Raw genomic sequence first — 19,075 nt, 5'->3', positions numbered from 1 at the left:
TGGGAGCTGGCTTGTCCGCGCCCTGCTGCTTGCCGCCGTGACCGGATGGTTCCTGCTAAATCCGGGCCCTCAGGGCGCCGGGCGATCGGCGATGGCAGCTGGCGGAATGTCCCAGGACCAAATCGACCAGCGCATCCACGACTATATCCTCGCCCATCCCGAAGTCCTGGTGCAGGCGCTGCAAAGCCTGGATCAGCGCCAGCGCGAGGCCGAGGCGGCCCAGGTAAAGGCGGTTCTGGCGTCGCGCGCGGACGACATTTTCCGCGACAAGCAAAGCCCCGTCGGCGGCAATGCGCAAGGCAACGTCACCATGGCCGAATTCTTCGACTATAATTGCCCTTATTGCCGCCAAGTGGCGCCGATCATGGCGCAAGCCGCGGCCAACGACCCGCAGTTGCGCATCGTCTACAAGGAATTCCCCATCCTCGGCCCTGATTCCGTATTTGCGGCCAAGGCAGCGCTCGCGGCTCAGATGCAGGGCAAATATGCGGAGTTCCACAAGGCCCTGTATGACGCCAAGAGCCGGGTGAACGAGACGATCGTTCTCAGGATCGCGGCCGAGGTCGGCCTCGACGTCCCTCGCTTGAAGACCGATATGCAGCATCCGGACATCCAAGCGGCGATTGACCAAAATGCGAAACTGGCTCAGGCGCTGAAAATCGCCGGAACGCCGACTTTCGTCGTCGGCGACCAGATTTTTCAAGGCGCGACCGATCTTGCTTCGATGAAGAAATTGATCGGGCAGGCAAGGGCCCTGAAGAAGTAACGCCGGCAAGCGGGAACAATTGACCGATGCCCGAACTCTCCAACATCGGCGTGCTGACCGCCTTCGTGGCCGGCATCGTCTCGTTTCTCTCTCCTTGCGTGCTGCCGCTGGTGCCGGGCTATGTGTCCTATGTCGCCGGCAGGACGCCGATGGACGGGTCGGCGCGCCTGTCGGCGGCCGCTTTGAGCCTCTGTTTCGTGCTCGGGTTCTCGACCGTCTTCATCGTGCTAGGCGCCAGCGCCACGGCGCTCGGCCGATTGCTGCTCCGCCACCGCATCGAGCTCAACCTGGCCGGCGGTGCGATCGTCATCCTGTTCGGCCTGTTCCTCACCGGTCTGCTTCGCCCATCCTGGATGATGCGCGAAGCGAGATTTCATGCCGATATGCCCGGTGGCAAGGCGACGTCGGCCTATGTTCTCGGCCTCGCCTTCGCCTTCGGCTGGACCCCGTGCATAGGCCCGATCCTCGGCGCCATCCTGACCGTCGGCGCCGCGTCGGCCACCGTCGCCGAAGGCGTGACGCTGCTCGCCGTCTATTCGCTCGGCCTCGGCCTTCCCTTCTTGCTTGCCGCTCTGTTCACCGACAGTCTGGCGCGGCGGCTGAAGGCGATGCGCCGGACCGGCTCGATGTTGCAGTTCGCCGCCGGGGGTATCATGGTCGTCATGGGGCTCGCCATGGTCACCGGACGGATGTCGACATTCTCGTTCTGGCTGCTCGAACAGTTTCCAATATTCACGCGCATCGGCTGAAGACCGGGAAAGGAATTAGTCATGGTCCGGACAATGTCCCCAAACAGACGAATGGTTGTTTTCGGCGGTGTTTTCGGCGCCGCGATGGTTGCCGGCTTTGTCAACGAACCGGATTTGGCAATCGCTGCGGAGGACCCCGGTATGGCGGGTCGCTTCAAAGACCTCAGCGAAAATGGCAACAGCACGTGTTCGGCCAAATTCACGGAGTCGATCGCAACCATGCCAAGCACGTCGCGGATCAAGGGCTCATGTTGCAGCCCGATGGAAATGAAGCGCTACATCGAGCAGTTGAATGGGCTGACCAAGTATCGCGATATCGCCATGATCCCCGTCGATCCATACGACATTCCGGCTGGCATCGCCCAAAAATTGATTCCTTACTACGATGTGAAGCTCTCCGGCGATGAGCAGCAGGCCTACGACTACGCGATGGCCAATTCCAACGAGAAAGGCCCATGCTGCTGTCAATGCTGGCGCTGGAAAGTGTATGGCGGGCTGGCGAAGTTCCTGATCCGCGAGCACGGTTTCACCGGCAAGCAGGTCGTCGACGTCTGGGATCTCTCCGACGGCTGCGGCGGTGGAGAGTAGAGCCGGGCGACGCCTCGGATGCGGTTCAACAAGCGCTCTCAACCTGTTCTAGCTTCTTGAAAGGAGCGCTTGACCTTCCGGTGGCTGGAACGGTTAGGCTCATTGCCAACTTCCGGAGATCGTCCAATGGCGGACCGAACCATGAATTTCGAAAGGCAGCTACTGGCCCTGTTCAGAGAGGCATATCGGCAAGGCAGATCGGATGTCGCGGAGCATTTGCTGCGAGCGCTGGAGGCACTGGATCAAAGCCCTGCCGTTCCCGAGTTACCGCACGGCCAGCATGTTTTGGCCGAAGCCTACTATGAACTCGTTCGTCGATAGCATTGAACATGCCCTGATTGACCGGCAAGCCACCGCCTTCGTGGGCTGATCGAGTTCGCCTTGACGGGCGTACATGGCGAACTAGTTCCCCTCGCAATCGCCGGTGGCAGCGGCGGCGGGAGGGATGATTGTAATGATGATGGACGGTTCAATGTGGATGATGGGCGGCATGGCGCTCATTTGGGTCCTGGTGCTTGTCACCCTCGTGCTCGCGATCGCGGCGCTGGTCAAATATTTGCGAACCTGACGGCATAGGCAGTCGGGGTCAAAAGAGCAAAAAGGACGGAAAGTTGTAGGCGTCACCGGAAGCAGCAGCGTCATCGGGTCGGCGTCGGAACTGGTCCGGCCCTTCGGCTCTTAACGTCTGTCGCCTTCGGCCCTCTCAGGAGTGGCAAATCGCCGGCTATGAGGTCTGGATGGCGAAGCGCAAAGACACGGTTATTGTTACCGGCAGCACCGGCTTCATCGGCTCGGCTCTGGTCAACAGCTTCGCCGACCGGTTTGCTCTCGTCGGTCTCGACCGGGCGGCGACGCGTCAGCCGCCGCCGGCCGCGGAGTGCGTCTGCATCGACCTGACATCGGAGGACGCCGTGGCTGCCGGCTTGGCGCGCGTGCGGACGGCCTATGGCGCCCGCCTCGCCTCGGTGATCCACCTTGCGGCCTATTTCGATCTCACAGGCGAACGGAACCCGCTCTACGAAAAGATTACGGTTGGCGGCACCGAGAAGCTCCTGCGCGCCCTGAAACAATTTGAGGTCGAGCAGTTTGTCTTCATGAGTTCGATGCTGGCGCACAAGGGTGGCCGACCAGGCGACATCATCGATGAGGATTGGCCGCTCGAATCGAACCTACCCTACCGCACCTCGAAGATCGAGACCGAGCGCCTGATCCATGAGCAGCACGGGGCGATCCCTGTCGTCTATGCCAGGCCGGCCGGCGTCTATGATGATCTCGGCCGTAACGCATTCCTCGCCAATCAGATTGCGCGTATCTACGAAGAGGATCCGACCGGGCATGTATATCCGGGTGACCTGCGCACCGGGCAGTCGTTCCTGCATCTGGAAGACCTCACCGATGCGGTGGCGCGCCTTATAGATCGGCGGAAGAAACTTCCCACGGAGCTGGCGCTGCTTCTCGGCGAGCCTGAGGTCATGGGCTACGGCGAACTTCAAGCCGAAATTGGTCGGTTGATCCGTGGCGAGAACTGGGAGACACGGGAGGTGCCGAAGGCGCTCGCCAAGGCGGGTGCCTGGGTCCAACAGGACGTGCTGGGCGAAGAATCATTCGTTCGTCCCTGGATGGTCGATATCGCCGACGACCACTACGCGATCGATATCAGCCGTGCCCGCAATGTCCTCGGCTGGCAGCCCCGGCATTCCCTGCGCGAGACGTTGCCGCGGATCGTCGACGCGCTCAAGGCAGATCCCGCCGGCTGGTATCGGGCCAACAAGCTCAACGCCGCCAAGGTGGCCGGCAGCGGAACAAAAGCGCGAGAGAAAGACAAGGCGTTCGAGGCCAAACACGACAAGATGAAACCCGGACACATGGCCGAGATGGCGGGGATGGGCAAGCAGATGCTCTGGGCTCATTTCCTGGTCATCACGCTTGGCGTGTGGCTCCTCACCAGCCCGCTTCAGTTCGCGCTGTTCGATCCGGCGGCGGCCGGCACTGTGCGTGACATCACGCAAGAGCGTGGACTGTGGGAACCGGTGCTGCGCAACGCGCTCACCGGCTGGAGCGACATTGTCTCGGGTTTGCTGCTGATGCTGTTTGGCGGGCTCGCACTGTCGCCGCGTTTTTCCTGGGCGCAATGGGGCACGACGATCGCCGGCCTATGGCTGCTGTTCGCGCCGCTGTTCTTCTGGACGCCGAGCGCCGCCGCCACCATGAACGACACGATCGTCGGCGCGCTGGCCATCACTTTCTCGGTGCTCGTCCCGATGATGCCGGGCATGAGCCACGAAGGGATGATGGACGAGAGCACCGTTCCGCCCGGCTGGACCTACTCGCCGTCATCCTGGCTGCAGCGCCTGCCGATCATCGCGCTCGGTTTCTTCGGTTTCCTTATCGCCCGCTATCTCACTGCCTACCAGCTCGGCCATGTGGGTGCTGTCTGGGAGCCGTTCTTCCCCGGCGGAGACGGCAGGAACGGCACGGAATTCATCATCACATCCGACGTTTCTCGAGCCTGGCCAGTCGCTGATGCCGGGCTTGGCGCCGTGGCCTATATGATCGAAACCCTGATGGGCGCGATGGGCACGGCGACCCGCTGGCGCACCATGCCCTGGATGGTGACCTTCTTCTTCATCCTGGTGGTGCCGCTCGGCGGCGTCTCGATCTTCTTCATCATCATCCAGCCGATCATGATCGGCACCTATTGCACACTGTGCCTCATCGCGGCGGCGGCCATGCTGGTCATGATCCCGCTGACGCTGGACGAGGTGGTCGCCATGGGCCAGTACATGCTGCGCAGCGTGCGGGCAGACCGTCCGTTCTGGCGCACCTTTTTCCAAGGCGGGCCGGAGCCGAACGGCGAGGCGGACAAGAACGATCCCGGCTTTTCCGCCGCGCTTGCCGCACAGTCCGCCGCAGCCATTCGCGGTGTCACGTTTCCATGGACGCTGGTCGCATGCTGTATCGTCGGCGGTTGGCTGATGATCTCGCGGCTGGTCTTCGGCACGGCCGGCGCCATTGCAAGCAGCGATCACCTCTCGGGCGCCATGATCATCACGATCGCGGTCTGCGCCATGGCCGAGGTGGCACGGCCGTTGCGTTTCCTCAACCTGCCGTTCGGGTTATGGCTGATCGCAGCGCCCTGGCTGCTCGACGGCGCGACCAGAGGTTCGACATTGAACAATGCCGTTGCAGGGCTAGTTGTGATCGGCCTCAGCCTGCCTCGGGGGCGCCGAAGCAAGGAGCACTACGGCTCATGGGACCGCTATGTCGCCTAGACGAAGCCGGGAACCGGCTTGGTCTTGCCGCTCAGTTGCGCGCTCAGCGTCAGTGTCTGCGGGAAATTCCGGACGATCGCTGCCATCAAGGTGGCGCTGCCGGGGCGAAGGGCAATTCCGGCAACGGCCGCGGCGGCGTAGACCCGTGTCGAGAACAGTCTTTTCCAGGCCGCCCCGTAGCGTGTGGCGGCAGCCTCGCGCCCTGCCCGGCCACTTGGCGCGGATGCGAGTTCGCAAGCCAGCAGCCAGCCGGACTGAAGCGCCATCGAGATGCCCTCGGCGATGACAGGATGAGACTCTCCGGCTGCATTGCCGACGCGGAAGATGTCCTCTTCGTAGCACGAGCGAATTCCCGGCCGGATCGGACCTGCGGCAAGCCACGGACCGTCGAGGAGAGCCGGTTCCAGGGCGTTCCTGACGCCTCGGCACGAGTCCACGAGATGGCGCGCGACCGCATCGGCGGCCGACACGTGGCTCCGTTGTTTGGGGCCATATTGTTTACGCAGCCGCGCGAGCATATCGCGCCGGATGCAGCACGAGACCGACAACCGGCCATGATCCGCCGAAACCATGCCGCCATAGCCGCCGGGGAAGGCCAGCAGAGGCATCAAATCCGGCGGCAGGGACGACCCGGTGAAATGCGCCTTGAAGCCGAGCAGGTCCGACGGGCGATTGGCCTTTGCGAGCTGGCTGGGCAATGGTCCCGGTTCCCACGAGCCGTGTGCGGCGACAATCACCGGCGCTCGCAATATCGCCGTTCCGTGCCCGGGATGAATTCGCACCCGTTGCATCTCGCGATCCCGCTCGATGGCGACGGCGCGGCAGGGTTGAAAGATTTCGACACCCGCCGATCGCGCCGCTTGCAAAAGCAGAGAATCGAGAATGTCCCGGCCGAGCGCCCGGCCGAAGCTGTCTTTCGCCCGAGGCCCAGCTCCCGCACGTGGCATTGCCGCCTCGACGCAGGTCTCCCCGGAAAACAAACCGACGCGGCGGATTTCGGGGCCGGCATTGGTACGCCAGGCATCGCCGATCTCGAGCCGGTCGAGAAGCGCAAGATTGCTTGCCGAGATGTATTCGCCGCAGACCTTGCGGCGTGGAAACGCACTCTTTTCCACAATTGCCACAGCCCATCCGCGCCGGACCAGCGTGAGCGCGACGGATGTGCCCGCCGGGCCGGCGCCTATGATGATCGCGTCATGGGTCGACAATCCCGTCATGGGTCGTTGCCGGCGCTGGCGCCGACGAAAATGTGGGAAAACAGGCCGGCGCGTCGTTCCTCGACCGGTTTGCCGTTGGCCGCAAGCCAGAGACCGGAAAGCTCGCTGCCGCGAAAGCCGGCACGCACGCTTTGCGCCGCGTCGTTTCGTGTGACGTCGTTGGCGCCGATTGCCGGCAGAAGACGGGTCGCGGCCAGCGGCAGTTTCGCCCGCAGCGGCTCTGTCGCAATGAGCAACGGGGCTTTCGGCCCGATCAGCGAAAACAGACGCACGACCTGTGCATCATCGAGGTGATGCAGGAACAGATTGACGGTGACGGCGTCGAAACGCGCACTCTCGATCTTTCCTGCCCAGTCGAAGACATCGGCGGTGACGCCTTCCGCCCTCCATCCCAGCCGGTCAAAATCGCCGCGCAATTGCGCGGTGAGGAGGCCGACGCGGTCGAGCATCACCAGTTCGACCCCGGGCCAATGCCTGGCCACGCGCCGCGCCACCGCCAGCATGAAGGAGCCATCGCCGGCGCCGATCTCCAGGATGCGGCGTGGCGGCGTTGGCACGAACCTCCTGAGCAACGACGTCATGATCGGCGCCTGAAACATCACCATATTGATGCGCCGAAGGTCGCGGCGCGCGGTCAGCGCTCGCGGATCGTCGGCCGCAAGTCCGTCGAGGATTTCCGGCGCAAGCTGCCGGTGCTCCAGGCCGCTCATGACACCGTTCGAAAGAGCATGGTTTCGGCCGTCAGCCCGGGTCCGAACGACATGCCGCAACCGAGCAGGCCGGGTGGCGCCTTCAGCATCTCCTTCATCACGAACATGACGGTCGCCGACGACATGTTCCCATACTGGCGCAACACCTCGCGCGATGGTTCCAGCGCGGTGGGCTCCAGTTCCAGGGCCCTTTCGACGGCGTCGAGCACCGAACGTCCACCCGGATGCACGGCCCAAAGGTCGATGTCTTTCGCCGATCGGCCTCCGAGGATGGCGGCCTGGCTGTTCCGCAACGCTTCATGAATCGCTGCCGGCACCTGGCCGGAAAGAACCATTTCGAAGCCGTGGTCGCGAATGTTCCAGCGCATCAGGTCCCGCCGTTCCCTCGCCACCAGACAGTGAAAGCTATCGAGCTCGATGCCGGCCGGCTCGGCAGTGATGAGCGCAGCCGCGCAGCCGTCGCCCCAAAGGCAGAACGACAGCAGTTTTTCCAGCTCGGTGGTCTGTCGCAGATGCATCGTGCAGAGTTCGATATTGACCAGCAGGACCTTGGCCTGCGGGTCGGAGCGGACGATGTGGCGGGCCAGCTTGAGGCCGTTGATCGCCGCATAGCAACCCATGAACCCGATCATCGTGCGTTCGATCCCGTTCGGCAGCCCGCAACGCGCAACCAGCTCGAGATCGATGCCCGGCGCCGAAAAGCCGGTGCAGGTGGTGACGATCAAATGGGTGATGCGGGAAGCGTCGTCGCCAAGCTGCAATCCGTCGATGCCCTTTTGCGCCAGAACAGGTGCGGCATCGTCGAACATCGCCATTCTCGCCGCCGTTCCGGGAAACGCGCCCCGGATGAAGGTTCCGGCCAGGTCGGCGGACGGTCCCTCGGGGTCGGACGCCGGCGCAAAGCAGGAATAGCGGTGCTCGATGCCGGCAAGATCGGCCATGCGTTCGAAGATCCTCCGGCGATCGGCCGCGAGCATGGAGGCCGCGAAACGCAGGTAGAATTCATGAACCTCGTACTCCGGCACCGCTGTCGCGATCCGGTTGATATAGGCCTTGACGGGCATGTTCTGTCTCCTCGGCGTCTGCACGGTGTTGCGTCGAGCCAGCGCCGGAGGGTCTTTGCTCATCGGCACCCGGTGTCGAACACCGGGTTTTGAGCACTGTTCGGTAAAAACGTTTCCGAGGACCGATTTCTTCCCGAAGGTTCAGTATGTGCTGGCAGGCAAACGGTTGGAGCGGGCGGGCGGTTGCGTCAGGCATCCAAAATCGCCACATGATGTTGACCTTCCATCTACTGGAAGGTCTATTTCCTCCGACAAAGGAGATTTCCGCCATGAACATCGGCGTCGCATCCGAAAAATCCGGCTTGCCGGCCAAGACGATCCGTTACTACGAGGATATCGGGCTCTTGCGCCCGGCCCGGACAGACAATGGCTATCGTGATTACTCGACGGCCGATATTCACCGGCTGCGCTTCCTGCAGCGCTCGCGAAGCCTGGGGTTTTCGGTCGACGAATGCCGCCAGCTGCTGTCGCTGTACCAGGACAGGGAACGTGACAGCGCCGACGTGAAGGTGATCGCGAAAGCCAAGCTGGTGGAGATCGACAGGAAGATCGCTGAACTGGTCGGATTGCGCGGCTTGCTCCACCAATTGGTCAGTCACTGCCACGGCGACGAGCGGCCGGATTGCCCGATCATCGACGAGCTGGCAGGACAAGGCGTCGCCCAGTGAGGTGGATTGAAAATCGGAGCGGCTGACGTGCAAACTTCGCTGTCATGCCGGCTTGTGCTGCCGCACGACCTTCCATTCATGCCAGATCAGCACCATGACGACAGCATCGAAGACGGTCAGGACAAGCAGGCCGAACGAATGGGTGTAGGAGTAGCGGTAGACTTGGTAGATCATAAATGCGCCCAGCGCCGCAAGCGATGCCGGATACGACCACAGCTTGCCTCTCAGAAGCCCGACAACGAGCAGCAGTTTTATCAGGCCGTGGCTAAGTAGGTAGAAGGCATAAAACTCCTTGCTGGCGACGGAAAAGTGGCTTGCCATCTGCGACAGATAGCCAGCTATGAAATCGTTCGGATCTTCGATCAATTCCTCTTGGGTGAATGTATTGACCCAGGAGGCAATGGCGTCGGTGGTGACGACATAAAGCAGGATCCCGCCCACGCATTCGATCAGGGCATGCGCCCCTTTAAGCCAGATGCTGAGCTCGAAAATCTGATGGATGCGGCGTTCGTCTACTGCTTTCACAAAATTCACCTTGCGATCGACAACAGCGGAAACGAGAAACGATGGATGCAGCTCTCACCCACTGGATCAACGCGGCAGCCGGGATCAGCCCTTTTCTTGATAAGGCAATGATCGCCGTCTCACAAATCGGCGTTCCGCTGATGGTGCTGGCTGTTGCCCTGCAATGGTGGGCAAAGGCCGACCGCTACCATGTGCGCCATGCTGCCTTGTCCGCCGGCTTGGCGTTCCTGCTCGGTCTGGCGATCAATCAGTTCATTTTGCTATTCGTCCACCGGCTGCGGCCCTACGATGCCGGCGTGACGCATCTGCTGATTGCGCCCAGCGCCGACTGGTCGTTTCCCTCCGACCACGCGACAGCCAGCTTTGCGGTTGTTGCTGCTCTTGCAATGCAAGGTCTGCCGCGCCGGACGCTGGCCCTCTCCATCATGGCATTGCTGATCTGTTGGTCGAGAATTTATATCGGCACCCACTATCTCACCGACGTGATAGGCGGTGCCACCACTGGCGTCTTAGGTGCCGTTGTGGTCCGATTTGCCTATCGCGAGAACTCCCGACTGGACAGTCTGGTCACAAGAATTCTCTAGCTCCTTATGTGCCAACGATGAGACAAGCAGCTATCATAGCGGTCCTGTCGCTTGCCTGCGTCTCTGTCGTGCTCGCCGCCGCCCATTCGGGTCGTGATGCGGTCATCCAGGCTCGCCAGGCCTCGATGAAGGAAATGGCCCAGGCCGCAAAGACAATAGCCGGGATGTTCGACGGCAAGCAGGCGTACGACGCCGCGGCCTTCAAGGCGGCGGCCGAGACCATCCGCGCCCGCACCGGCCCTGCCCTGATTGCCGAATTCCCCAGCGCGACATTGGGCGCGCCTTCAGGCGCCAGGCCGGATATCGACCCCGCCCGCGCGGAGTTCGAAGAGCTGGCTCGCCACATCGGGACGCTGGCCAGCGCCTTGGCCTCCGACGCCGAGCGGGCGCCGCCGCGCATCACCGACGACATGAGAATGGGTTCCGGCCTGGCGATGGGCGGTGGCAGCCTGCTTGGCAAGCGACCATCACTCGCGGAAGCCGATCCCACTAAATTGCCGGCGGAGCACCTCCTGCATCTCATCTTGCAGGATTGCTCGAGCTGCCATTCGAAGTTTAGGCAAAAGGTCGAGTGATAGCGTCAGCTTCGCTGCAGCTGACCCGCCATGAAATTGCGCCAGCCGCCGAAATGCGAAATCTCCTTTGCATCGGTGAGACCGGCACTTTCGACGAGGAAGCCTTTCGGCGAAGTTCCGTCATCAAGCAGAAGCGTGCCGATGCCTAGCGGCGGCGGGATCGCGGCAACAAAACGGCCGAAGGCTTGCGGCGAGAGACGCCAGACTTCGACCTCGATCGCTGTCCCCTTGCCGTTGCAGATCCGTTCGAGCCCCGGTCGCGGCACCGACTGGCCGGCGAGCGCGTAAAGCCGGTAGAGCGGCGCCGTTCTTGCAGCCCGGGCGAAAATCGCGCCGAGCTGCTGCAGCTGGCCGTTCAGCGCCATCCCCGACAGATGCGCGCCGACCACGGCCAGCTCGATCGTGCCTTCATCCACGCCCGCCTGAACATCGCCGCGCTGCGGCTGCGGCCAGCCGATAGCACCAAGCGCAAGGCCGCTTGCCGCATGGACATCGCGCGCAAGCGACGCAGTCAGGTGGTCCTTGCCCGCCGCGGCAAGCAAGGTGACGCTCATCGGCAGACCGTCGCTGCGGGTTCCGCTCGGCACGGCAATGCCGCACATGTCGAGCAGATTGACGAAGTTGGTGTAGGTGCCGAGCCGGCTGTTGGTGACGATCGGATCGGCCAGCACCGCTTCGACTGTGTAGTGCGTCGGCGCGGTCGGCACGCAGAAAACGTCGACCGAGGCGATGACCGGCGCAAGCTTGGCCTTATAGCCTTGCAGGGCATAGAGCCCCTTGAAAGCGTCCGCAGCGGAAAGTTTTCGCGCACCGCCGATGATCTGCCGCGTCACCGGATGCATGGCGGCCTCGTTGGCATCCATGAAGTCCCTGATCGCGGCGTAACGCTCGGCCACCCAGGCGCCTTCGTAGAGCAGAGTGGCGGTGGCGTAGAAATCACCGAACGGGATTTCGACCAGCCGGCAGCCCAGCGTCTCCAGCGAGGCAAGAGCGGCCTCGAAACCCGCCTGCATCGCCTCGTCGCCGAAGAAGGTCCAGTCCGCCCTGGCCGGCACGCCGACAGTCAGCACCGGCGGGCGCGCGGCAAGAGCCTGAATGCAGAGGTCACGCGAATAGGGATCGGCGTCGTCCTTTGCCGCCGCCGCCTCGAACACGTGATAGGCGTCATCGACGGTGAGCGCGAAGACCGAGACGCAGTCGAGCGTCTGGCAGGCCGGCACGACGCCGGCGGCTGATAGCGCGCCGACGCTCGGCTTCAGCCCGACGATGTTGTTGAGGCCGGCGGGTATGCGCCCCGAACCGGCGGTATCGGTGCCGAGCGCGAAGGAGACGATGCCGCGCGCCGTCGCCACGGCCGAGCCGCACGAGGAACCGCCCGGCACCAGTTTCGGGTCGATCGCATTCCTCGGGATTGGATAGGGCGTGCGAACGCCGACCAGGCCGGTGGCGAACTGGTCGAGATTGGTCTTGCCGACAACCAGCGCGCCGGCGGCCTTGAGCCGCGCGACGACGGTGGCGTCTTTCGCCGGCAAGTAGGCATATTCCGCACAACCCGCCGTGGTCGGCATGCCGGCAACATCGATGTTGTCCTTGACCGCGAACGGCACGCCCCACAGCGGCTTTGCCGCGGGATCGAACGGGCCGAGCTTTTCCGCCTCGGCAAGCAACTCCGCCCTGCTCGCCAGATGGATGAAGATGCCGGGGTCATCGGCCGCCGCGAGCCGCGCATGGACCACATCGATCACCTCGCGAATGCCGACGCCGGCCTGATAGGCAACGTGCAGGCTCGCTATGTCGAAGCGAATGTCACTCATTTGGCCTCGCCCGGAATGACTACCGGCAGGTTCCACTGGATGAGCACGACGCAGCCATCCTTCGTCCACACCGAATGCTCGGTTCCGACCGCGTTCAGGATCACGCTGCCCGCGGCATGATCGCCGTTCTCGTCGCTCTGCGTGCCTTCCAGCACGATGATCGTCTCCAGCCCGGCATGGCGATGACGCGGCACGCTGGCGCCAGCCCGGTAGTTCAGGATGGCGACCGACGGTTCCATCGGCCCACCCTTGAGCAGCCAATGCACTGTGATGCCTTCGCGAAAATGCTCGAATGGCAGATCACGCCAGCCCCCTTGGATGAGAGCCGCGTATGCGACGTTAGGCATTGGAAAGTCCCTCGAGCACCTGGTCCGTCGTTGCCGTCCAGCCGACGATGGCGCCCTGCGCCCTGATCATGGCAAGGGCTGCCACCTTGAACTCCGGAAAATAACTCTCAGTGGCATCCTCCGCCAGAAGGCATTCATAGCCGCGGTCGTTGGCCTCGCGCATCGTCGTCTGCACGCAGACCTCCGTCGTCACCCCGGCAAAGACTAGCTGCTGTGTGCCGAGCCGCTTGAGGTCGTCGCCGAAGCTGGTGGCATAGAACGCGCCCTTGCCGGGTTTTTCGATGACGATCTCGCCAGGCAGTGGGGCAAGTTCATCGAGGATCGCCGTTCCCGGCTCGCCGATGATCAGCACACGACCCATTGGCCCGACATCGCCGATCCTGATCGACGGATTGCCGCGATTGCGCTTGGCCGGCGGCAGATCCGAAAGGTCTGCCTTGTGGCACTCCATCGTGTGGATCACCGGCAGGCCAGCGGCGCGGAACCCCTCGATCAATCTCTTCACCGTCGGCACAATCGCCACCACCCGGCTGACGTCGTTGCCGAGGCTGGCGCCGAAGCCGCCGGGTTCAGCGAAATCGCGCTGCATGTCGATGACGACCAGCGCCATCGCCTCAGGCTTGAAGGCGAACGGAAACGGCAGCGCCTCGATCTCCGCCATCAGTGATGTCCCGCCATGTGCTCGCCGATCGTCTGCACGCTCGCCTGCGCGATCGGCGTCTCGTAGACCAGCGCGCCGTCCGACATGACGAAGATGCGGTCCGAGAGCTCGAGCAGCTCATCAAGGTCCTCCGACATCAAAAGCACGGCGGCACCGGCGTTGCGCGCCTTCATGATGCGGGCGCGTATTTCGGCGACGGCGGAGAAGTCGAGGCCGAAGCAGGGATTCGACACGATGAGCAAATCGACCTCGCCGGTCAGCTCGCGCGCCAGCACGGCGCGCTGCACATTGCCGCCTGACAGCGACGAAATCGGCGAAGCGAGCGAGGCCGTCTTGACCTTGAACTGTTCGATCAGGCGGGCCGCGTAGTCACTGATCGCACTCATCCTGATCCAGTTGACCGGCTTGCCGGCCTCGTTGAGGTCGAAGGTCCGGAAGGCCATGTTTTCCGCCACCGTCATCTTCGGTGCGCAGGCATTGCGCAACGGCTCCTCCGGAATGAAGCGGACATTGAGCGTGCGCGCCTCGCTGCGGCTGGCGCCATAGGGCGAGCCTTTCACCAGAACGTCGCCGCCATTGCGCGCCCGCTGTCCGGCAAGGACTTCGAGAAACTCCTTCTGGCCGTTGCCGGAGATGCCGGCAATGCCGACGATCTCACCCGACTTCACATCGAGTTCGCCGATGTCGATGGTTTTCAAGCCGGTGCGGTCGGGCGCCTTCAGCGACTTTACCGTCAGCACCTGTCTGGCGCCGGCCGGCACCGGGGCGCGGCTGTCGAGTGCGGCGATCGGTTGGTCGCCGATCATCATCGCCGCCATCTGCTTGTGGGAAAGTTCGGAGACCTTTCCGGTTCCGGTCAGCCTGCCCTTGCGCAGCACGGTGATATCGTCGGCAAAGGCCGTCACCTCGTGGAATTTATGCGAGATCATCAGCACGGTAAGGTCGCCGGTCCTGGTCATGTCGCGCACCAGGCCAAGCACTTCCTGCGCCTCGCCGGGAGTAAGCACCGAAGTCGGCTCGTCGAGCACCAGGAAACTGCGGCCGAGATAGAGCTGCTTGATGATTTCGAGCTTCTGCTTCTCGCCGGCCGCAAGTTCCGCCACCTTGACGTCGAGCGGCAGCTTGAACGGCATACGCTGCATGAATTGCGCAAGTGCGGCGCGCTCCTTGCGCCAGTCGATGACGCCCGGCACCTTCTCGCGCGAAATGACCAGGTTCTCCGCGCCGGTCAGCGACGGAACGAGCGTGAAATGCTGATAAACCATGCCGAGCCCGAGCGCCGACGCGTCCTTGGGACTGGCGATCGCGACCTCGCGGCCATCGACCCGCATGTCGCCGGCGGTCGGATGGTAAAAACCCATCATGCATTTGACCAGCGTCGACTTGCCGGCGCCGTTTTCGCCGAGCAGCGCGTGGAACGATCCCGCCGGCACCTTGATCGAGACATCGTCCAGCGCGGTGAAAGCGCCGAAGCGCATGGTCATGCCGATGGTCTCGACGCCGACGGCCTTCTTCCCAGTGCTTCCGCTCAAGATCGCCTCCTCACGGCAGTTGCGCGACGAAGGATGCCGAATTCGACACCGCGCCGAACACGCCGCCCTGCATCTTGATCATCTTGATCGCGGCGAGATGATTGCCGTAGTCGGTTGCCCCGCAGCAATCCTCCAGCATCACGCATTCGAAGCCGCGATCGTTGGCCTCGCGCATCGTCGTGTGGACGCAGACGTCGGTGGTGATGCCGGTCAGCACGATGTTTTCGATGGCGCGCTGGCGCAGGATCAGCTCGAGGTCGGTGGCGCAGAACGAGCCCTTGCCGGGCTTGTCGATGATCGGCTCGCCCGCCGCCGGATAGAGGTCGGGGATGATTTCCCAGCCGGGTTCGCCGCGCACCAGGATGCGCCCGCAAGGTCCGGGGTCGCCGATGCCGGCATTGATGCGGCGCGAGCGCCAGCGCTTGTTGGCCGGCAGGTCGGCGAGATCGGGCCGATGGCCCTCGCGCGTGTGGATGATGGTGTAACCCTTGGCCCGCATGGCTGAGAGCACCGACTTGATCGGCTCGATCGGCGCCCGCACCAGCGAAAGATCGTAGCCCATATGATCGACATAGCCGCCCGGCCCGCAGAAATCGGTCTGCATGTCGATGATGATCAGTGCCGTATTGTCCGGCCGCAGCTCGCCATTATAAGGCCATGGATAAGGGTCGGCATCGATATAGCGCTGGGTGATCTCGGCTCTGGCGTTCATCGGAAAAAACTCCAGTCATTTGGTGATCGACAATTCGCCCGGCGCGCCGGCAAGCGAGCGGCTCGGCGACGAGGTGGCGATCATGATGATGAGCGTGAGGATGTAAGGCGCGGCGTAGAAGAGGTAGTAGCCCTGCGTGACCCCGACCGATTGCAACGCCGGGCCTAGCGCGCCCGCACCGCCGAACAATAGTGCCGCGGCAAAGCAGCCGAGCGGATTCCAGCGCGCGAAGATGACCAGCGCCACCGCCATCAGGCCCTGCCCCGACGAGATGCGTTCGGTCCAGCTGCCGGGATAATAGAGCGACAGATAGGCGCCGCCGATGCCGGCGAGCGCACCGCCGACACCTGTCGCAAGCAGGCGCACGGTGTTGGGATTGAGGCCCATGGCGCGCGCCGCATCGGAGCTGTCGCCGACGACGCGCACGATCAGGCCGGCGCGCGTATTGCGGAACGCCCACCATAGGAACACGGCAAGTGCGGCACCAATCAGGAACAGGATGTTGACGTTGAGCGCCGCCTGCACCTGCGGGATATCCGACCAGCCACCGAAGGCGATGGCCGGCAGGTCTGGTGCCGAGGGCTGGATGAACGGCTTGCCGAAGAAGAAGGCGAGACCGGAGCCGAACAGCATCAGCGCGATGCCGATGGCGATGTCGTTCACCCCGCGGAATTTGCAGATCCAGCCGTGGAACAGGCCGAAGCAAAGTCCGGCACCGGCGGCAGCCAGCACGCCGAGCCATGGCGAGCCGGTCATCACCGCGACGGCGTAGGCAGTCATCGCACCGAAGACCAGCGTGCCTTCGAGGCCAAGATTGATGCGGCCGGAGCGTTCGGTGATGGCTTCGCCGAGCGAGACGAAGATGAAGGGCGTCGAAACGCGGATGGCGCCGCCGAGAATGGCGAGCGGCACGCCCCACAGGCCGATCTCGGTCGCGTCCATCAGGAGCCTCTCTTCCACAGATCGGGATTGAAGACCTTGAAGCGGCCGTAAAAGGTTTCGCTGAACAGGATGACGACGAAGAGCATGCCTTGCAGCACCAGCACGGTGGCGTCGGGCAGGTCCATGCGGCGCTGGATCAGCCCGCCGGAAGCGCCGATACCGCCGAGCAGGAAAGCGACCGGGATGATGGCGAGCGGATTGTGGCGAGCGAGGAAGGCGACGAGGATGCCGGTATAGCCATAGCCGGCGGCGAGCGAGGCGTTGGCGCTGCCTTGCACGGCGCCGACCTCCAGCATGCCGGCCAGCCCGGCGAAGCCGCCGGCCAGCCCGGTGAAGCCGACGATCAGCGGCCCGACGGCAAGCCCTTGCACCTGAGCTGCCCTGACATTGCCGCCGGCAATGCGGGCGGCAAACCCCCAGCGCGTCTTTTCGATCAACAGCCAGGACAGGAGGCAGGCGAGAATGCCGACGACCAGGCCCCAGTGCACGTCCATGCCTGGAATGTTGCCGATGCGGTAGGCATCCGCCAGCGGCTCGGTCGAGGGTTTGTTGAGCGAAGCCGGATCGCGCAGCGGCCCTTCGACCAGATGGTTCATCAGCGCGATGGCGATATAGGCCATCAGCAGGCTGGAGATAGTTTCGTTGACGGCGCGGTAGTGGCGGAGTGCGCCGACGGCACCGATCCAGATGCCGCCGGCGACCGCGCCCGCCACGCCCATCAGCAGGATGACCAGAAAAGCCGGCGCGCCATTCGCCGCGACGCAGATGGCGGCGGCGGCAACGCCGCCCAGCACGATCGCGCCTTCGCCGCCGATGACGACGAGGCCGAGTCGTGCCGGCAGCGCCACGCAGAGCGCTGCCAGTAAAAGCGGTGCTGCCCGCGACAGTGAGTTCTGGATCGAGAACCACGAGCCGAAGCCGCCGCGCCACATCGTCTCGTAGAGTTGCACCGGCGATTTGCCGACCAGCGCGATAAACACGCTGAACAGCGCCATGCCGACGAGCAGCGCCGCGAGCGGTATGACGAAGGCTTCCGCCCGCCGCGCCGTCCATTCGAGCGCCGCCGGATAATTCCTGGCGCCAAACAGCGCTGGTGCGCCCGCAGTGCTGACAGTGTCTGCCATGACCCCGTCTCCGATCCGGTTCAGGCGGTCGAACCGACGACGCCCTCGACCAGGTAGTCCATGCTTTCGAGTTCGAGCGCGGTCTCGGCGAAGGCCTGGCCTTCGGTCGCGACGACGACGCCCTTGTTGCTCTTCAGCGGACCCTTGATGACGGAAAAGCCGCCTTTCATCATGTCGGCCAGCGCGCCGTCGAACTGCTTGCGGGCGGCCTCGCCGACAGCGGGGCCGAGCGGGCTCATCTTGACGAAGCCGTCGGCCAGGCCACCGCGCGTGAAATTGGGCAGCGGCGTGCCGGCCACCAGCTCGTCGACGAACATCTTGTAGACCTTGGCCCAGTTCCATTCCGCGCCGGTCAGGTATTTTTCCGGCGCCAGCGGGCTCTGGTTGGCATGATAGCCGCAGACGAAGGCGCCACGCCCGGCCGCCGTCTCGACCACCACCTTGGGGCTATCGACATGGCAGGTGATGACGTCGGCACCCTGGTCGACCAGCGCATTGGTGGCCTCCGCCTCCTTGACCGCTAGCGACCACTCGCCGGTGAAGATCACCTGGCAGGTGATGGTCGGGTCGACCGAGCGCGCGCCGAGCAGGAAGGAATTGATGTTGAGCAACACCTGCGGGATCGGCTTTGCCGCGACGAAGCCGAGCTTCTTGGTTTTGCTGGTGTGACCGGCGACGACGCCGTTCAGATACTGGCCAATGCCGATATAGCCGAAATAGGAACCGGCATTCATCGGATGCTTGTCCTTGTTCCACATGCCACCGCAATGGCGGAACTGCACGTCGGGGAATTTCGCGCACATGGCGAGCATGTGCGGATCGAAATAGCCGAACGAGGTCGGGAAGATCAGCGACGCACCATCGAGATTGATCATCGATTCCATCGTCTTCTGCACGTCGACCGTCTCCGGCACGTTCTCCTCTTCGACGACGGAAATTCCTTCGATCCCCTTCAGCGTGGCGGCGCCTTCGGCATGCGCCTGGTTGTAGCCGTAATCGTCCTTTGGCCCGACATAGATGAAGCCGACGGTGGCCGTCGCGGCGAAGGCCCTGCTGATCGGAAACGATGCGGACGCAAGGCCGAGCGCCGCTCCGGCGGCGGAGGTCTTGAGCAGGTCGCGGCGGCTAAGCATGAATCTCTCGGACATTGAATGCTCCCTCTGTGGGGCCCTTGGGGCCGGTTAACACCTCAATGAAAAAAGTGTATGCAATCAGCATGCCAGTT

Annotated in this window: 19 protein-coding genes; 7 read left to right on the top strand and 12 right to left on the bottom strand. The window is 63.5% G+C overall.

Annotated features, from left to right (window positions below):
• Positions 1-106: 106 nt before the first annotated feature.
• From NKH60_RS22185 to NKH60_RS22170, 4 genes are all read left to right on the top strand, one after another.
• Complete coding sequence (locus NKH60_RS22185) at positions 107-766, top strand: DsbA family protein (RefSeq protein WP_352473260.1); 660 nt, start codon at positions 107-109, stop codon at positions 764-766.
• Between the two features lie 26 nt (positions 767-792).
• Positions 793-1,515 carry a cytochrome c biogenesis CcdA family protein gene (locus tag NKH60_RS22180; RefSeq protein WP_352473258.1) on the top strand — a complete coding sequence of 241 codons (723 nt, stop codon included), beginning with the start codon at positions 793-795 and terminating at the stop codon, positions 1,513-1,515.
• Between the two features lie 21 nt (positions 1,516-1,536).
• Complete coding sequence (locus tag NKH60_RS22175) at positions 1,537-2,103, top strand: hypothetical protein (protein WP_352703996.1); 567 nt, start codon at positions 1,537-1,539, stop codon at positions 2,101-2,103.
• Positions 2,104-2,840: 737 nt separating this feature from the next.
• Complete coding sequence (locus NKH60_RS22170) at positions 2,841-5,375, top strand: NAD-dependent epimerase/dehydratase family protein (protein WP_352873322.1); 2,535 nt, start codon at positions 2,841-2,843, stop codon at positions 5,373-5,375.
• Here the strand turns inward: NKH60_RS22170 and NKH60_RS22165 are convergent.
• The 3 genes from NKH60_RS22165 to NKH60_RS22155 are packed head-to-tail and all read right to left on the bottom strand — an operon-like array spanning position 5,372 to position 8,366.
• Positions 5,372-6,592, bottom strand: coding sequence for an NAD(P)/FAD-dependent oxidoreductase (locus NKH60_RS22165; RefSeq protein ID WP_352873320.1), 1,221 nt, complete (start codon positions 6,590-6,592; stop codon positions 5,372-5,374). The genes NKH60_RS22170 and NKH60_RS22165 overlap by 4 nt on opposite strands.
• Positions 6,589-7,302 carry a methyltransferase domain-containing protein gene (locus NKH60_RS22160; RefSeq protein ID WP_352832049.1) on the bottom strand — a complete coding sequence of 238 codons (714 nt, stop codon included), beginning with the start codon at positions 7,300-7,302 and terminating at the stop codon, positions 6,589-6,591. Before NKH60_RS22160 ends, NKH60_RS22165 begins: the two co-directional genes overlap by 4 nt.
• Positions 7,299-8,366: a type III polyketide synthase gene (locus NKH60_RS22155; RefSeq protein WP_352832051.1), complete on the bottom strand. Its 1,068-nt coding sequence runs from the start codon at positions 8,364-8,366 to the stop codon at positions 7,299-7,301. Before NKH60_RS22155 ends, NKH60_RS22160 begins: the two co-directional genes overlap by 4 nt.
• 269 nt (positions 8,367-8,635) lie before the next feature.
• Here NKH60_RS22155 and cueR point away from each other — a divergent pair, with 269 nt between their 5' ends.
• Positions 8,636-9,034 carry a Cu(I)-responsive transcriptional regulator gene (cueR, locus tag NKH60_RS22150; protein WP_352832054.1) on the top strand — a complete coding sequence of 133 codons (399 nt, stop codon included), beginning with the start codon at positions 8,636-8,638 and terminating at the stop codon, positions 9,032-9,034.
• A gap of 42 nt (positions 9,035-9,076) precedes the next feature.
• Here the strand turns inward: cueR and NKH60_RS22145 are convergent, their stop codons facing one another.
• Positions 9,077-9,559, bottom strand: a complete 483-nt coding sequence (locus NKH60_RS22145) for a DUF2127 domain-containing protein (RefSeq protein ID WP_352501322.1) — start codon at positions 9,557-9,559, stop codon at positions 9,077-9,079.
• A 41-nt stretch (positions 9,560-9,600) separates the two neighbouring features.
• Here NKH60_RS22145 and NKH60_RS22140 point away from each other — a divergent pair, with 41 nt between their 5' ends.
• Entirely contained in the window at positions 9,601-10,143 is a 543-nt protein-coding gene (locus NKH60_RS22140; RefSeq protein WP_352501323.1) for a phosphatase PAP2 family protein, read from the top strand.
• 17 nt (positions 10,144-10,160) lie between these two features.
• Complete coding sequence (locus tag NKH60_RS22135; RefSeq protein ID WP_352832057.1) at positions 10,161-10,718, top strand: cytochrome c; 558 nt, start codon at positions 10,161-10,163, stop codon at positions 10,716-10,718.
• Between the two features lie 5 nt (positions 10,719-10,723).
• Here NKH60_RS22135 and atzF read toward each other — a convergent pair whose 3' ends face one another.
• The 8 genes from atzF to NKH60_RS22095 are packed head-to-tail and all read right to left on the bottom strand — an operon-like array spanning position 10,724 to position 18,998.
• Positions 10,724-12,532, bottom strand: a complete 1,809-nt coding sequence (atzF, locus tag NKH60_RS22130; RefSeq protein ID WP_352832060.1) for an allophanate hydrolase — start codon at positions 12,530-12,532, stop codon at positions 10,724-10,726.
• Positions 12,529-12,879: a cupin domain-containing protein gene (locus NKH60_RS22125; protein ID WP_352832062.1), complete on the bottom strand. Its 351-nt coding sequence runs from the start codon at positions 12,877-12,879 to the stop codon at positions 12,529-12,531. The genes atzF and NKH60_RS22125 overlap by 4 nt, the downstream gene beginning before the upstream one ends.
• The gene (locus NKH60_RS22120; protein WP_352832065.1) at positions 12,872-13,540 is read right to left on the bottom strand and encodes a cysteine hydrolase family protein; all 669 of its coding nucleotides are present in this window, start codon (positions 13,538-13,540) and stop codon (positions 12,872-12,874) included. Before NKH60_RS22120 ends, NKH60_RS22125 begins: the two co-directional genes overlap by 8 nt.
• Positions 13,540-15,024: an ABC transporter ATP-binding protein gene (locus tag NKH60_RS22115; protein ID WP_502907762.1), complete on the bottom strand. Its 1,485-nt coding sequence runs from the start codon at positions 15,022-15,024 to the stop codon at positions 13,540-13,542. Before NKH60_RS22115 ends, NKH60_RS22120 begins: the two co-directional genes overlap by 1 nt.
• 58 nt (positions 15,025-15,082) lie before the next feature.
• Positions 15,083-15,784 (bottom strand): biuret amidohydrolase, encoded by a 702-nt coding sequence (gene biuH, locus NKH60_RS22110; RefSeq protein WP_352832071.1) that lies wholly within the window; start codon positions 15,782-15,784, stop codon positions 15,083-15,085.
• Positions 15,785-15,799: 15 nt separating this feature from the next.
• Positions 15,800-16,726 (bottom strand): ABC transporter permease, encoded by a 927-nt coding sequence (locus NKH60_RS22105; RefSeq protein ID WP_352501329.1) that lies wholly within the window; start codon positions 16,724-16,726, stop codon positions 15,800-15,802.
• Positions 16,726-17,850 carry an ABC transporter permease gene (locus tag NKH60_RS22100; RefSeq protein WP_352832073.1) on the bottom strand — a complete coding sequence of 375 codons (1,125 nt, stop codon included), beginning with the start codon at positions 17,848-17,850 and terminating at the stop codon, positions 16,726-16,728. Before NKH60_RS22100 ends, NKH60_RS22105 begins: the two co-directional genes overlap by 1 nt.
• A gap of 20 nt (positions 17,851-17,870) precedes the next feature.
• Entirely contained in the window at positions 17,871-18,998 is a 1,128-nt protein-coding gene (locus tag NKH60_RS22095; RefSeq protein WP_352832076.1) for a BMP family ABC transporter substrate-binding protein, read from the bottom strand.
• Between the last annotated feature and the right edge of the window lie 77 nt (positions 18,999-19,075).

The sequence above is a fragment of the Mesorhizobium sp. M1006 genome (assembly GCF_040318825.1).
Lineage (GTDB): Bacteria > Pseudomonadota > Alphaproteobacteria > Rhizobiales > Rhizobiaceae > Mesorhizobium.
The sequence above is the reverse complement of the archived record's forward strand: the minus strand, read 5'-3'. Positions and strand labels throughout refer to the sequence as shown.

What these genes read in the sequence shown, in the direction of transcription:
- NKH60_RS22185 (WP_352473260.1), top strand. Translation starts at nt 107, where the DNA reads ATGTCCCAGGACCAAATCGACCAGCGCATCCACGACTATATCCTCGCC.
- NKH60_RS22180 (WP_352473258.1), top strand. Translation starts at nt 793, where the DNA reads ATGCCCGAACTCTCCAACATCGGCGTGCTGACCGCCTTCGTGGCCGGC.
- NKH60_RS22175 (WP_352703996.1), top strand. Translation starts at nt 1,537, where the DNA reads ATGGTCCGGACAATGTCCCCAAACAGACGAATGGTTGTTTTCGGCGGT.
- NKH60_RS22170 (WP_352873322.1), top strand. Translation starts at nt 2,841, where the DNA reads ATGGCGAAGCGCAAAGACACGGTTATTGTTACCGGCAGCACCGGCTTC.
- NKH60_RS22165 (WP_352873320.1), bottom strand. Translation starts at nt 6,592, where the DNA reads ATGACGGGATTGTCGACCCATGACGCGATCATCATAGGCGCCGGCCCG.
- NKH60_RS22160 (WP_352832049.1), bottom strand. Translation starts at nt 7,302, where the DNA reads ATGAGCGGCCTGGAGCACCGGCAGCTTGCGCCGGAAATCCTCGACGGA.
- NKH60_RS22155 (WP_352832051.1), bottom strand. Translation starts at nt 8,366, where the DNA reads ATGCCCGTCAAGGCCTATATCAACCGGATCGCGACAGCGGTGCCGGAG.
- cueR (WP_352832054.1), top strand. Translation starts at nt 8,636, where the DNA reads ATGAACATCGGCGTCGCATCCGAAAAATCCGGCTTGCCGGCCAAGACG.
- NKH60_RS22140 (WP_352501323.1), top strand. Translation starts at nt 9,601, where the DNA reads ATGGATGCAGCTCTCACCCACTGGATCAACGCGGCAGCCGGGATCAGC.
- NKH60_RS22135 (WP_352832057.1), top strand. Translation starts at nt 10,161, where the DNA reads ATGAGACAAGCAGCTATCATAGCGGTCCTGTCGCTTGCCTGCGTCTCT.
- atzF (WP_352832060.1), bottom strand. Translation starts at nt 12,532, where the DNA reads ATGAGTGACATTCGCTTCGACATAGCGAGCCTGCACGTTGCCTATCAG.
- NKH60_RS22125 (WP_352832062.1), bottom strand. Translation starts at nt 12,879, where the DNA reads ATGCCTAACGTCGCATACGCGGCTCTCATCCAAGGGGGCTGGCGTGAT.
- NKH60_RS22120 (WP_352832065.1), bottom strand. Translation starts at nt 13,540, where the DNA reads ATGGCGGAGATCGAGGCGCTGCCGTTTCCGTTCGCCTTCAAGCCTGAG.
- NKH60_RS22115 (WP_502907762.1), bottom strand. Translation starts at nt 15,024, where the DNA reads ATGACCATGCGCTTCGGCGCTTTCACCGCGCTGGACGATGTCTCGATC.
- biuH (WP_352832071.1), bottom strand. Translation starts at nt 15,784, where the DNA reads ATGAACGCCAGAGCCGAGATCACCCAGCGCTATATCGATGCCGACCCT.
- NKH60_RS22105 (WP_352501329.1), bottom strand. Translation starts at nt 16,726, where the DNA reads ATGGACGCGACCGAGATCGGCCTGTGGGGCGTGCCGCTCGCCATTCTC.
- NKH60_RS22100 (WP_352832073.1), bottom strand. Translation starts at nt 17,850, where the DNA reads ATGGCAGACACTGTCAGCACTGCGGGCGCACCAGCGCTGTTTGGCGCC.
- NKH60_RS22095 (WP_352832076.1), bottom strand. Translation starts at nt 18,998, where the DNA reads ATGTCCGAGAGATTCATGCTTAGCCGCCGCGACCTGCTCAAGACCTCC.